This window comes from Lientehia hominis, assembly GCF_021044755.1.
GTDB lineage: Bacteria > Bacillota > Clostridia > Lachnospirales > Lachnospiraceae > Lientehia > Lientehia hominis.
Map to the genome: position 1 here is coordinate 319,906 of NZ_JAJNOR010000001.1, position 13,580 is coordinate 333,485.

General features: G+C 49.7%; 11 protein-coding genes. 1 reads left to right on the forward strand and 10 read right to left on the reverse strand.

What is annotated here, in order from left to right:
• Positions 1-9: 9 nt before the first annotated feature.
• The 10 genes from LQE92_RS01460 to LQE92_RS01505 form a co-directional block, all read right to left on the reverse strand.
• Positions 10-1,437, reverse strand: coding sequence for a Na+/H+ antiporter NhaC family protein (locus tag LQE92_RS01460; RefSeq protein ID WP_231061236.1), 1,428 nt, complete (start codon positions 1,435-1,437; stop codon positions 10-12).
• 14 nt (positions 1,438-1,451) lie between these two features.
• Complete coding sequence (locus LQE92_RS01465) at positions 1,452-2,426, reverse strand: asparaginase (RefSeq protein WP_231061237.1); 975 nt, start codon at positions 2,424-2,426, stop codon at positions 1,452-1,454.
• Positions 2,427-2,614: 188 nt separating this feature from the next.
• Positions 2,615-3,685, reverse strand: coding sequence for a CFI-box-CTERM domain-containing protein (locus tag LQE92_RS01470; RefSeq protein WP_231061238.1), 1,071 nt, complete (start codon positions 3,683-3,685; stop codon positions 2,615-2,617).
• Positions 3,686-3,876: 191 nt separating this feature from the next.
• Positions 3,877-4,605, reverse strand: coding sequence for a YebC/PmpR family DNA-binding transcriptional regulator (locus LQE92_RS01475; RefSeq protein ID WP_231061239.1), 729 nt, complete (start codon positions 4,603-4,605; stop codon positions 3,877-3,879).
• Between the two features lie 89 nt (positions 4,606-4,694).
• Positions 4,695-6,074, reverse strand: coding sequence for an MATE family efflux transporter (locus LQE92_RS01480; RefSeq protein ID WP_231061240.1), 1,380 nt, complete (start codon positions 6,072-6,074; stop codon positions 4,695-4,697).
• On the reverse strand, positions 6,061-7,413 hold the full coding sequence (locus LQE92_RS01485; protein ID WP_231061241.1) for a hemolysin family protein: 1,353 nt from the start codon (positions 7,411-7,413) through the stop codon (positions 6,061-6,063). Before LQE92_RS01485 ends, LQE92_RS01480 begins: the two co-directional genes overlap by 14 nt.
• Positions 7,414-7,457: 44 nt before the next feature.
• The gene (locus LQE92_RS01490; protein ID WP_147595623.1) at positions 7,458-7,802 is read right to left on the reverse strand and encodes a type II toxin-antitoxin system PemK/MazF family toxin; all 345 of its coding nucleotides are present in this window, start codon (positions 7,800-7,802) and stop codon (positions 7,458-7,460) included.
• An 89-nt stretch (positions 7,803-7,891) separates the two neighbouring features.
• Positions 7,892-9,073 (reverse strand): alanine racemase, encoded by a 1,182-nt coding sequence (gene alr, locus LQE92_RS01495; protein WP_231061242.1) that lies wholly within the window; start codon positions 9,071-9,073, stop codon positions 7,892-7,894.
• A gap of 30 nt (positions 9,074-9,103) precedes the next feature.
• On the reverse strand, positions 9,104-10,618 hold the full coding sequence (locus LQE92_RS01500) for an NAD(P)H-hydrate dehydratase (RefSeq protein ID WP_231061243.1): 1,515 nt from the start codon (positions 10,616-10,618) through the stop codon (positions 9,104-9,106).
• Positions 10,619-10,717: 99 nt separating this feature from the next.
• Positions 10,718-11,374 carry a redox-sensing transcriptional repressor Rex gene (locus LQE92_RS01505; protein WP_231061244.1) on the reverse strand — a complete coding sequence of 219 codons (657 nt, stop codon included), beginning with the start codon at positions 11,372-11,374 and terminating at the stop codon, positions 10,718-10,720.
• Between the two features lie 221 nt (positions 11,375-11,595).
• Between LQE92_RS01505 and abc-f the strand changes: the two genes are divergently transcribed.
• Positions 11,596-13,512: a ribosomal protection-like ABC-F family protein gene (gene abc-f / locus LQE92_RS01510; RefSeq protein ID WP_231061245.1), complete on the forward strand. Its 1,917-nt coding sequence runs from the start codon at positions 11,596-11,598 to the stop codon at positions 13,510-13,512.
• The last annotated feature ends 68 nt before the right edge of the window (positions 13,513-13,580 follow it).

Genomic DNA, 13,580 nt, shown 5'->3' on the forward strand with positions numbered 1-13,580 from the left:
CTCTGTGCTCTATTCTGCCTCTCCCTGTACATTTATAAAATCTTTCCTGCCGATTCCAAGGAAGATGGACACAAACATGACTGCCGTCATAACAAACGTGAAGAAACAGTATGGCGTGATCTGTATCCCGCTCAAGGGAGCACTCGTATCCACCGTAAAGCTTAAAATATACATCATAGTACAAGTCCACGGCAGGCTGTAGCACCACGTACAGGACTGGGCGTCCATCAAGTTCGCCATCCGGTAGCGGCTGATTCCATGCTTATCGGCAAGGGGCCTCGCGAAGGAAGGCCCCACTGTCAAAATGGCCGGAGCGTTTAATCCCATAATCGATGACAATGCGATGACCATGAAAGAGATCACGACCTCTGCTCCTACCGCACGTCTGGTCACATGGCTGAGAGCGTTCAGAATCTTCATATCTCCATGTCCGCACTTCATGATATGAATCGCACTGAACAACATCAGACATAGGACAACCATCTGAGTCATACTGGACAGACCGGTGAACACAGCGCCTCCGACCGCACGGTCAAGCCCCGAGCCGCTGACAGAAAACAAGGCTTCTCTCACTGGGTTCACCGCATCGATCTGAACAAAGTCCATTAGTCCGAATATCACTGCAACCGTTCCCGACAATACGGAGCCTATAATCGTAGCAATGATCAGGTCGCCGGATTTTATGGCAATGATCAGTGTAATGATCACTGGAACGATCATGATCAGAGTCATTTGATTATAGGAGACCGCTTCTTTTATGTTGGCAGACTGGCCCAGTATATTTCCCACGATGATCGTGATGATCAGGGTAATGGCAGCAGCCGTCAGAGAATATTTCAGGCGGCTTCTCACACACTTGGGAACATCCACGTCCATGGCAGTCGCTGAGGCGATCGTGGAATCGGAAACCGGCGCCAGGTTATCTCCAAATGCTGCTCCTCCCAATATCGCCCCTGCCAAAAAGGCAGGATTCACTCCCAGTTCCACTCCGGCCGGATACAATACTCCCATACAGGCTGCAATTGTTCCGAATCCGGTTCCGGTAGCCGTGGAAAACAAAGTAGCGGCCAAAAAGGAAATCACCGTAAAGAGCACGGGACCCACGCCAAAGGATCCTGCCAGACCCGCAAGACCCGTGGCAAAGCCGGACATCCTCAGAATCCTCGAAAACACGCCGGCAAACAGCCATGTGGCAATGGGAAAAGCCGTATCCTTACTGGCCATTCCCATGATCAGCGTATTGCTGTATTGCTTTTTATCCTTCGCCAGGAAAAACGGGATCACCAGCCCCAGGAAAATCGGCACCCAGAGAGCCCCGTCGGATATGGAACCCCAGAAAAAGGTGGTGACAATGATCAGCACGATGAAAAGAAGCAGCGGTGCCAGGGAAACCCATTCCCCTCCGTAAAATTCTAATTTTCTATTTTCTTTTTCCATATCATTTTCCCCCTTCAGTATAATTGAAATATGTTCTGCAGCTCATCTCTGCCGCTGGTCCTCAAAAGCGCCAGAGACAGCAGGATTCTGGCTTTCACGGGAATCAATGTCTGGCCAGGTATGGTCATCAGCTCTTCATCGCAGTGATCCTGACTGACCATACCGTTTCCGACCCGTGTCGTCCTCACGATAGGTATTCTTTCCGAAAGCTTTCGGATTTCTTGCTTCCAGCTTTTGCTCATGAGCCCGCTTCCTGCTCCCGCCAGAATCAATCCCTGTGCCCGGGATGCAAGAAATTCCAGGATACCAGGATCGGCATCGGCATAAAAATATGCGATTTCTACTTTGGGAAGCATGTCGACTCCTTTTACTGTAAATTCCGTATCCACCGTATGTTTTTTGACCGGAAGCTGCAAAAACCGCGGAACGGAATCCTGCATATATCCGATACATCCAAAGTCCTTTCCGTCAAATGCCGCCGGGCGGAAACAGTTGACCTTCTGTACCCGGTCGGCACTGAAGATCCCATCGGCAAATACCACCAGTACTCCTTTTCCTTCCGCCTCTTCACTGGCTGCCAGAGAAACCGCCTCATAGAGATTCTGCGGACCATCCGCGCTGTTGGCCGTAGCTGGACGCATCGATCCGGTCAGTACCACTGGTTTTTTTGTCTTAACTGTCAGATTCAGGAAATATGCCGTTTCTTCCATAGTATTAGTTCCGTGGGTAATGACAAACCCGTCTATGGAAGGGTCCTCCGCCAGCTGGTTAACTCTCTTCGCAAGAGCGATCCAATTCCTACATGTAATATCATCACTGGAAATGTTTAGAATCTGTTCTCCCTCCAGAGCCGCAATTTCTCCCACCCCTTTTATGCTCTCCAGAAGTTCATGGACATCAAATTTTCCGTCGCGGTAACCGGAAGTCTTTCCTTCCTCTCCCGCAGCAGAGATTGTCCCGCCTGTTGCCAGAATATATACCTTCTTCATCTGTACCTCCTCCCTTTTCGCAGTAAGCTTCCGAATCCTGATAGAGAAAAAGGACCTGAGCCTTCTTTCTCAAATCCTTTTTATATCCGCTTCCGCTCTTTATTCTATTTTCCCATCTATCCTGTGATTTATCTATGAACTATTCTCCAGCTTTTTTCTACTTTTCCGCACAATCAGCCGAAAATGCCTCAGCTTCCCATGTCGGTCCCCCTGTGATCCTCCCGTACCCGTGAATCCAGATATCTCGCTTCCAAGCTCCTGACCATTTCCACATAGCGCTCTTCACATGCTTCCTCCCTTCCGGCTGCGATATCCTGAAGGCACGGCTCCAGATATGTGCTCCAGACAGATCTATAAATACCGGCGCGGTCCTCTTCCATATCCATACAGGTGACAATGGCAGGCGCCACCTCGTAGTACTCTTCTACCAGGGCTCGGCCATCTTCACTTTTCATCATGTATGTATCCCGGAATTTCCGGAGGCTTTGAAGCTCCTGACAGTCGTCAGGCTTCCCAAAGGATTCGCAGACTGCCGTGGTTATGAAGCACATCTTACCCTTTCGAAAACCGGTCACCATATCACTGTAGGTGCCTTTCCTCAGAATGGACTTCGGATACTGGCGCATCCATTCCTCCACCATGATATCCGTCAGCCTTTCACTTACGCCAAGCCTAAGTTCTAGAATCATTGGAATCGTATAGACTGCCAGAATCATCTTATACTGGTCACATTTCAATGCCCTCGCATTCTTGGAGCGCAGAGACTGGTCCGACTCCACCTCTGTATGAATGTCTTTCATGAGATTGGAGGCCAAAAGACGCATAAACTCCTCTCCATGGTCCTCTGCCTCCAGTGCATAGCGGTCCACCGCTTCCACCGCCGGACGGCATTTTATTTTATATGCATCAAAGTAATCCGGGTATTCCGAACGCTTAAAGTGTTCCATCGCATTCTTATGCCGGAACAGAATTTCAGAAAAATGTATCTGCGCATATACCTGATTGGCTTTCAAATTATATTCATCCAATTCTAGCATCCGGCCGATCAGTTCCTCTGCTTTTGAATCTCCGTTTTCCCAGAGTTTATGCAGCACCTCTTCCAGCTCCCCCGCCTGGCTCTTTTCCTTGCCCTCATGGGGAATCACCAGTTCCTCCTGGCTGAGTACCGCACCGCAGTACATACAGGAAAATGTTTCAAGCTCTTCCGGAATGCACAGAGCACCTCCGCATTTCGGGCATTTACCTTCTCTGTTGGCCATATTTCTTCCCACTTTCTTTACTGATCCGTTTCTTTATCTTAGGTTCCAAAATCACCGCAGTCTTTCCCGGTCATCATATCATATTTTGCAGCCGTTTACAATATTTCCGCGCTGCTTCCCATAAGACTAAAAAAGCCCGGAAACCAGCAGTTTCCCGCCGGTTTCCAGGCTTTTTCCTGTCTGTGAGCCGCTCATTCATCCCAGTTATGGTATACTTCCTGGACATCGTCATCCTCGTCCAAAAGACCCAGGATTCGGTTCATCATCTTAATATCCTGCTCATCATCGAGACTCACCCAAGTCTGAGGGATCATCGTCACCTGAGCATCCGCCATGGGAATCCCCTCTTTTTCCAAGGCTTCGCGGACGGAACTAAAGTCCTCCGGATTCGTCGTGATCTCAAAGCTGTCTTCTTCCTCCGCAAAATCCTCAGCTCCCGCATCCAAAGCGAACATCATCAGATCATCTGCTTCCATTTCACATTCTTCTTTATCCACGATGATCTGTCCTTTTTTATCAAACATAAAAGACACGCATCCGGGAGTTCCCACGTTCCCGTTCCCTTTGGTAAACGCGTTGCGGACATTGGAAGCCGTCCTGTTTTTGTTGTCCGTCAAGGTATCTACGATAATCGCAATGCCATTCGGTCCATAGCCTTCATAGGTAATCGTCTCATAGTTCACGGAATTGGCATCACCGGCAGCCTTCTTTATGCCTCTGTCAATGGTATCATTGGGCATATTGTTGGCCTTTGCTTTCGCAATGACGTCTCTCAGCTTGCTGTTGTTGGCCGGATCGGCTCCGCCCTCTTTTACCGCCACAGCGATCTCTCGTCCGATCACTGTAAAAATCTTGCCTTTGACTGCATCGTTTTTCTCTTTCTTATGCTTGATATTCGCAAATTTGGAATGTCCTGACATTTGAACCTCTCCTTTTTTCTATCCTTCAGTTTCACTTATTATCTTATCCGACTTTTTATTCTATCATTTTTTCTGTATCCTGACAAGGCTTAAGACATGCCCGCCGCAAGATTTTTCAGCCATTTTTTCTTCTTATAGCGTCGGTATCCAATGAAAAACTTCGCAAACTCCTCCGTAAGCGTCATGGCAAACACCAGATGTATCGGAAACCGGAATACCAGCGCTCCCAAAAATGACATGGGGACGCCGATAAGCCAGACGCTTCCACTGTCCAGCATCAGACAGAACCTTGTATCTCCTCCGCTTCGCAGGACCCCTACCACATTCACGATATTGAACATCTTAAAAGGAAGGAACAGCCCATAAACCAACATACAGTAAGCGGCTTCCTTCAGCACTGTCTCAGATACGTCATAAAAGCCCACCAGCAGATTCCGTGTGACGATGCAGAACACGGCCAGCAGTATCGACGCCGTAAATTGAAGCCATAATAGTTTAGACGCGTCTTTTTCCGCATCTTTGATCCGTCCGGCGCCCAGTTCATTTCCGAGGATCACCGTGGAAGCGGCAGAAATCCCCTGGAAAAATACCAGAATCATATCCTGAATGGTCTGAGCGATAGTCACCGCCGCCACAGAGGTATCTCCCATTCTTCCATATGCCAGGGAATACATGGTCACTCCCAGCCCCCACATGAATTCGTTTCCGATTATTGGCAGCACCGTCCGTATGTACTCCTTTATCAGCGTCTTTGGATAGCCGATAAGCTCAGAAACCTTCGCTGCCAGCTCTGTTTTCCACCCGTAAACATACAGAAAAATGCAGGTCACTTCCACTAACCTGGCTGCAAGTGTTGCGACAGCCGCGCCGCTGACTCCCATGGCCGGCGCGCCGAAATGGCCGAAGATCAGAGCATAGTTTAATGTAATATTGACCATGATCGCGATCAGACTCGTCACCACCGGCGTTCTGACTCTTCCAACAGACCGCATCACCGCCACATATATATTCGTGACTGCCGTAAACGGATAGCTGATGCAGGCCAGCCTCAGATAAGCGGCTCCCGTCTCCACAGAGGTAGGACTGTTGGTGAAGATCCTCATGACAGCCTTCGGAGCAAAAAGACTGGGCAGAGTAAAAAGAAGAGAACCGATGATTCCCAGAATCAGAGAAATCCCCAACACCTTTCGAATATTTTTCCCATCGTGATTTCCCCAGAACTGGGCGCTCAGCACGGAAGCGCCGCTGGCAATCCCGAATATCAGCAGATTGAACACAAAAAACACCTTGTTGGCCAGCCCCACTCCGGCAATGGCTGTCTCACCCAAGGTGCCGATCATCATGGTATCCACCATGTTCGTAACGGTATTAAGAAGTGCCTGTGCTGCCACAGGCACTGCGATCATGACCGTCTTTCTCAGAAACACCGCATCCGAAAATACAGCGCGAACCGATTTAATCATCTTCATGTACTTTTTCCTCACCCGCTTCCTCCTCCGGAAGCTTTTCCACCCTCACTGTATCTATCATTTTGTTTTCCACATTCAGTATGGAAAAACGATATCCGCCAAATCGAATCTCCGGCTTCTCATCCTCGGACGGTATCCGGTCCAGCTTGGATATAAGAAACCCATTGACCGTGTCATAGTCCTCTTCGTCAAAATCCAGCCCCAGGAGCTCTCCCGCATCTTCGAGAGGCGTCATTCCCTTCATCACATATCCGCTTCCGGAAGGAATGATGAACTTTTCTTCTTCATCATATTCATCCAGGATATTCCCTACGATTTCCTCCAGGATGTCTTCCATCGTGATCAGTCCTTCCACCTGCCCATACTCATCTATCACGATGACCATGTGGATTTTCCTGGACTGCATGACTTTGAATAATTTATTGATGTTTCTAGTGACCGGGATAAAATGGGGCTTCCTAAGCAGTCCTTCGATATCCACAAGCTTTTTGCCCCGGAGAGACTCATTTTTTTGCAGGAGCACCGCATCCTTTAAATGCAGGATGCCGATGATATCATCCAGGTTCTCCCGGTAGACTGGATATCTGGAATTACTGCCGGACAGTATCACCTCCAGCGCCTCGTCCAGGGTCATATCCCCATCCAGGGCGGTGATATTGGTCCTGTGGGTCATGATATCCCCCGCCTCTTTATCATCAAACTCGAAGATATTTGTGATCATCTCCGCCTCACTCGCCTTAATGACCCCCTGTTCATGGCCCTCGTTAACCATAGACATGATTTCTTCTTCCGTAACGTTGTCGACATCCTTTCCCGGTGTCACTCCGAACGGCCGGGCAGCCAGAACGGACAAGCTGCTCAGCAGCCAGGCAGCCGGATAAACCGGAATGGACAGCACCCGGACTGCCGGAAGCAGGGCATATGCCCACCGCTCCGGATACCGTTTCGCAATCCGTTTCGGCACCAGTACTCCGACACATAGGAGAACGATCACCAGGACGACTGCCGATACCGTCATCATGGACAGATATCCTTTTCCGGACTCCGGACTGTTCCTAAAAAAGCTATGTAACAGGAACCTCTGTCCCTGTTTCAATAGATAAGCTCCGCATATCAGGCCATTCACTGTAGATATGACCTGAACCACGTTGGCATACGTAAAAGAACGGTTTGATATCTTTAAGATCCCGGCCGCTTTCCGGTCCCCGTCTTCCTTTCGCTTTAAAAGCTCCGCGCTGTTCAATTCCTGAATGGCGGCGCCAAATCCATAAAATATAACCTCAATCACTATGATTCCCAACAACAGCAGCAAACTCCAGGGCGAATACCCGTCGTCCATGATTATCTCCGGCTCCTTTTCCGTTTCCTGCCATCCGCTTCAGCCTATGTATACAAATCCAGGCTGATCAGCAGCGCTGTGTTCACCTTTTGCAGCAGTCCATCATCCAAATGGCAGATTTTTTCTTTTAATCTCTGTTTATCTATTGTGCGGAGCTGCTCTAAAAGTATGACGGAATCTTTCACCATCTGGCAGTGTTCCGCCTTCAGCTCCACATGAGTGGGCAGCTTCGCCTTATTCATCCTTGAAGTGATAGCGGCACAGATGACCGTAGGACTGTGCCGGTTCCCGGTATCATTCTGAATGATCAGCACCGGTCTGACTCCGCCTTGCTCCGACCCGATCACTGGCCGTAAATCCGCATAATAAATGTCGCCTCTTTTAATCATTCTACATTTCACGCTCCGATATCTGCATTGGCTGTACTTCTTTCCTTCCTAGTATTTCCAATGTTTCTTCGGTTCATACGGGAAATGTCCTACAAAACGATTTCATAAGGATCCGTAAAGTAATCCTTTTTTCCCACTATCTTTCCGCCGTCCAGGTAGATTCTCGGAATCCTCTTGCCCAGATCACATACAAATTCATAATTAAAGGTTCCGGCCAACTCCGCCAGCTCCTCCACCGAAATCATCTGCTCTCCGTCCCTGCCCACCAAAACAGCCTCGTCTCCCTGCCTCACTCCCGGAATGTCCGTCACATCGACCATCAGCTGATCCATACAGACACGGCCGGTTATCGGCGCTTTTTTTCCATTCAGGAGTACATATCCCCGATTGGACAGATTCCTGAGATATCCGTCCCCATACCCTATGGCAATCGTGGCGATCTTCATCCGATTCTGCGCTGTATAGGTCCCGCCGTATCCCACTGTTTCACCTGGCTCGATCTCCTTTGTAAAAATCACACGGGAGGTCAGCCGAAGGGCGGGCGCGAGCCTGACCCGTCTCCTGTCCACCTCATTCGAGGGATACATTCCGTACAGTGCGATGCCCGCCCGCACCATATCCACATCAAACTGAGGAAGGTCGATGATCGCCGCACTATTTCCCATATGCTTCAGCGGAATCTCCACCCCCCTCTTTTTAAGAGCGCTCACAAATCCGTCAAAGATTTGGTACTGTCTTTCCGCATATGATTTATCCTCTTCATCCGCTCGGGCAAAGTGGCTGAATATCCCCTCCAGCATGATCCCCGGCAGCCTGCTCATGGCTTCCATCTGTGTAAGGGCTTCTTCTCCCGGCTTAAATCCGATCCGGTTCATTCCTGTTTCCAATTTTATATGGATAAATGCTTGTTTTCCGCACTTCTCAGCCGCTTCTGAAAGGCGCTGCGCCATCTCATAGGTATACACCGCCAGACGTATTTCTTCCAAGACTGCTTTTTCGTAAGCGTCTTCCGGAACATATCCCAGGACCAGAATGGGTTCCGCAATCTGGTGATTTCGCAGATTGAACGCCTCCTCAGCCGTCGCCACCGCATAATAATCCGCCAGGCCCTTAAGCTTTCTCGCGATGGGGACCGCCCCATGTCCATAACCGTCTGCCTTGATGACCGCACAGATTCTGGTCCCACTCCGCGTGTTTTCCTTCAGAGCTTTTACGTTGCCATATACGGCATCCAAATCTATCCAAGCCGCTGTGCGGCTATATTCCATCATCTTTATCCTCCGCTTGTTCTTCTATCCGCTTTATGTCCATTCCTTAAACACGGCTCCGAGACATGAGATAATATCCGTCGCCATCATCGCATGCGTTCCGCATCTTTCTGCCGCTGCGTCGCCGGCCAGTCCATGAAGACAGACTCCCATCTCCGCCGCGTCTCCCGCATTCATACCTGCCGCCAATAAGCCTCCCAGAATGCCGCTCAGGACGTCTCCGGAACCGCCCGTAGCCATACCACTGTTTCCTGAGCTATTGATATAAACGCCGTTTTCCGAAACCACTGCCGTTCTCGCGTCCTTCAGTACACAAACCGCCCCATACTGCTCCCGGAATTCCAGAGCGGCCGCTATGGGAGCTCTTTTGATCTCACCTACTGTTTTACCCGTGAGTCTGGACATCTCTCCGATGTGGGGAGTGATGACCGCGCTGCCGTCCAGATATCCCGCCAATTCGCTGCGGCGGGATATCAGATTTAAAGCATCCGCATCCAGCACCTTAGGCAACGTTTTATTTTTCAACAGCCAGTGAAGAATCTGTTCTGCATAGGATTCTGTGGAAAACCCCGGACCGGCCACCAGCACATCGGCCCATCTGCAAAGTTCTTCAAGTTCCTCCATATCTGGATGTTCCCGGTCAAAGCCGGTCACGATCGCTTCCGGAAGCATAGTCTTCAGCACCGGCACATTTTCATTTACCGTATATATCTGCACGAGTCCTGCTCCTGACCGATATGACGCCAATGCACTCATATATGCGGCTCCGCTCATGCTCTTGCTTCCTGCCGCCAGCAGCACTTTTCCAAAGGTGCCTTTATTCCCGTCAGCCGGACGCTTTGGCAGCCGTCTCAGGTCCTCCGGACCAAACGTATAGGCCATGCGGCTTTCCATTCCTCCCGGCAGGGAAAATCCAATATCCGCCACCTTCTTTTTTCCACAATAAAAGGCGCCCGGATAAAGCAGCATTCCAAGCTTCTCAAATCCAAATGTCACCGTCGCGTCCGCCTTCACGGCTGCCCCGAGGATCTGGCCGTCTGAAGCGCTGACCCCGGATGGGATATCCACTGCCAGCACTTTAGTGCCGGATATCCTGGCTCTTTCAATGGCATCCACCAGCTCTATAAAAGTTTCATTCAAAGGGCGGCTTAAGCCTACGCCGAAAAGAGCGTCGATGATCAATTCAAACCCATTTTCTATACTGTATTCTTGCCCGCTGTCCGCTGTTACTATCGGAATTCCCAGTTTCTCGATTATGGCACGCTGGACGGAATGCTCTTTTGTCGAATGAGATTCCACTCCGCACAGAAGCACTTTCACTTTTCTTCCATGCAGCTTGAGCATCCTGGCCACAGCCAGACCGTCGGCTCCGTTGTTCCCCATGCCGCAGATCACCAAAACAGATCCATTCTGACTGCTCATCTGCTCCGCCTCGGCGGACACTGCATACGCCGCCCTTTCCATAAGGGCCAGAGAAGGGATGCCCAGTTCCTCAATATTGTAGCTGTCAATCGCTTTCATTTGACTGCCGTCTGTCAAATACCGCATATCCCACTCCTTTATTGCTTCTGCGAAATAGCAAAATTCCCCGTCATTATGACAGGGGAATCTGCTTCCTTTTTTCTCTTCCATATGGGCGCATTCTTTTTAGGAATTCTGGCCGCTTCCTTCCTTATCTCTCTTCTCCGAAATCCGATAAGACAGCTGCATCAGGCTCTCCGACAAATGTACGTTTTCCACCACTACGTCATCCGGAACCTTCAGATCCAGGTGAGCGAAATTCCAGATAGCCTTAATACCGCATGCGATCAGCCTGTCCGCCACCTCCTGCGCCGAATTCTTGGGGACTGTGAGGACCGCGATATCAATGTGACACCCGGATAAAAACTCCTCCAGATCCTTCATATCCAGAGTCCTAATCCCGCGGACACTCTTGCCGATCCGTTCATGACTCACATCAAACAGGGCCTGGATCATGAATCCCCGCCGTTCAAAGTTTGAATAATTGGTCAGCGCCTGTCCAAAGTTGCCGCCGCCTATGATGATCATGTTATTCTGCCTGTCAATCCCCAGAATCTTCGCAATTTCATTGTAGAGATATTCCACATTGTAGCCGTATCCCTGCTGGCCAAATCCGCCGAAATTATTCAGGTCCTGACGAATCTGGGATGCTGTCACATTCATTTTTTCGCTGAGGTCATTGGAGGAGATGCGTTCTACTCCACTTTCCATCAGTTCCCCCAAATATCTGTGGTACCGGGGCAGCCGCTTAATGACCGCATTGGAAATTTCCTTTCGTTCCACTCTTACCACCCAATTTCTTATAAGATTATGCTTCCTTTTTATATGCTTATACTTCTTTTTTATTATAGTATCCCTATAGGTGCTTGTCAAATAACTTTGATAATTATTTTACATAACCGGAAACCGCCTCTCACCGCCTTATTTTCTCTGCTCCCTTTGTTGACGCTCTCCACAAAAACAGTTACAATATACCCCAGAAGAAAAAATAGGGGGAATACGTCATGATACTTTCCTGCCATCAGGTAAGCAAGTCCTTTGGGGACGCCGTTGTCATCCAGAACGGCTCCTTTCATATAGAAGACAGAGAGAAGGCAGCCATCGTCGGCATCAACGGCGCCGGTAAATCCACTCTTTTAAAGATCATCACCGGAGAGCTTCCGTCTGACAGCGGAACCGTCGTTCTCGGCAAGGGCAAGACTCTGGGATATCTGGCCCAGCATCAGGATTGTCCTTCAGACCAATCGGTCTATGATACGCTTCTGGAAGTAAAAAAAGAAGTGCTCGCCCTGGAAGAGCGCCTGCGGGAATTGGAAATCTCCATGAAGCTGGCAGAAGGCAAAGAATTGTCACGGCTCATGGACAACTATGCCAGGATCAATCACGAATTTGAACTTCAAAACGGATATGCCTACAAAAGTGAGATTACCGGTGTTCTGAAAGGCCTTGGTTTTACTGAGGAGGATTTCACAAAACAAGTCCGCACCTTGTCCGGGGGGCAGAAGACCCGTGTGTTTCTCGGCCGTCTTCTCCTGTCAAAGCCTGATATCATCCTTTTGGATGAGCCCACAAACCACTTGGATATGGAGTCCATAGCATGGCTGGAAACATACCTGCTCAATTATCCCGGCAGTGTCCTGATCGTCGCCCACGACCGGTATTTTCTGGACCGGGTGGTGACAAAGATCATAGAGATTGACCAGGGGCATGTATCGGTGTTTTCCGGGAACTATTCTTCATATGCAGAAAAGCGGGCCATGCTCCGGGACGCAAAGATGAAAGAATATCTGAACCAACAGGCAGAGATCAAGCATCAGGAAGCCGTCATTCAGAAGCTCCGTTCCTTCAATCGGGAAAAATCCATCCGCCGGGCAGAAAGCAGAGAAAAGCTTCTTTCTAAAATAGAGCGGGTGGACAAACCTACGGAAGCTTCTTCTGCCATGCACATACATCTGGAGCCCAGGATAATGAGCGGAAACGACGTGCTGACCGTCCGGGAGCTGTCAAAATCCTTTGGGGAAAACTGCCTGTTTTCCAATGTTTCCTTCGAGATCAAGCGGGGAGAACGAGTGGCCATAATCGGCAGCAACGGCACCGGAAAGACCACACTTTTGAAAATCATAAACGGCCTCCTTCCTGCCGATTCCGGAGATATACGCCTTGGCTCACGGGTCAACATCGGTTATTATGACCAGGAGCAGCAGGTGCTCCACATGGAAAAAACGCTGTTCGACGAACTCCAGGACGCTTATCCGGATATGGACAACACCCAGGTCCGCAGCGTTCTGGCTGCATTTCTGTTTACCGGAGACGATGTGTTCAAGCTGGTGAAAGATCTGAGCGGCGGTGAGCGGGGGAGAGTCTCTCTGGCTAAGCTCATGCTCTCGGAAAGCAATCTGCTGATTTTGGACGAGCCGACTAACCACCTGGACATCGTCTCCAAGGAAATCCTGGAAAACGCGCTGAACGGATACACCGGTACTGTGTTGTATGTTTCCCATGACCGGTATTTTATCAATAAGACCGCCACCAGAATCCTTGACCTGACTGGCCAGACCTTTGTCAACTACATCGGAAACTACGACTATTATCTGGAAAAGCGGGAACAGCTGACAGCTGCTTATACTGCTTCCGACGAGGCTTCTTCCGTCCCGGTCTCTTCGGCAGGAGCAGACACCAAAGCGGACTGGAAAGCGCAAAAGGAAGCCCAGGCCAGAGAGCGGAAACGCCTGAATGACCTGGCCAGAACAGAAGAAGAGATCACCGCCCTGGAAAACCGCAATGATGAAATCGACGTTTTATCCTCCAGACCGGATATCTGTACGAATATGAGCGAGCTTTTGAAGCTTACAGAAGAAAAAAACCGGAATGATTCTCGTCTCTCTGAGCTGTATGAATTATGGGAGAGTCTCGCGGAATAAACTTCTTAAGAAAATCTAAAACCCCCTGCGTCATTTTCAGTATCTGCCGAAAAAGACGCGGGGGGTTT

What these genes read in the sequence shown, in the direction of transcription:
- LQE92_RS01485 (WP_231061241.1), bottom strand. Translation starts at nt 7,413, where the DNA reads ATGGACGACGGGTATTCGCCCTGGAGTTTGCTGCTGTTGTTGGGAATC.
- LQE92_RS01490 (WP_147595623.1), bottom strand. Translation starts at nt 7,802, where the DNA reads ATGATTAAAAGAGGCGACATTTATTATGCGGATTTACGGCCAGTGATC.
- LQE92_RS01460 (WP_231061236.1), bottom strand. Translation starts at nt 1,437, where the DNA reads ATGGAAAAAGAAAATAGAAAATTAGAATTTTACGGAGGGGAATGGGTT.
- alr (WP_231061242.1), bottom strand. Translation starts at nt 9,073, where the DNA reads ATGATGGAATATAGCCGCACAGCGGCTTGGATAGATTTGGATGCCGTA.
- LQE92_RS01470 (WP_231061238.1), bottom strand. Translation starts at nt 3,685, where the DNA reads ATGGCCAACAGAGAAGGTAAATGCCCGAAATGCGGAGGTGCTCTGTGC.
- abc-f (WP_231061245.1), top strand. Translation starts at nt 11,596, where the DNA reads ATGATACTTTCCTGCCATCAGGTAAGCAAGTCCTTTGGGGACGCCGTT.
- LQE92_RS01480 (WP_231061240.1), bottom strand. Translation starts at nt 6,074, where the DNA reads ATGAAGATGATTAAATCGGTTCGCGCTGTATTTTCGGATGCGGTGTTT.
- LQE92_RS01475 (WP_231061239.1), bottom strand. Translation starts at nt 4,605, where the DNA reads ATGTCAGGACATTCCAAATTTGCGAATATCAAGCATAAGAAAGAGAAA.
- LQE92_RS01465 (WP_231061237.1), bottom strand. Translation starts at nt 2,426, where the DNA reads ATGAAGAAGGTATATATTCTGGCAACAGGCGGGACAATCTCTGCTGCG.
- LQE92_RS01500 (WP_231061243.1), bottom strand. Translation starts at nt 10,618, where the DNA reads ATGCGGTATTTGACAGACGGCAGTCAAATGAAAGCGATTGACAGCTAC.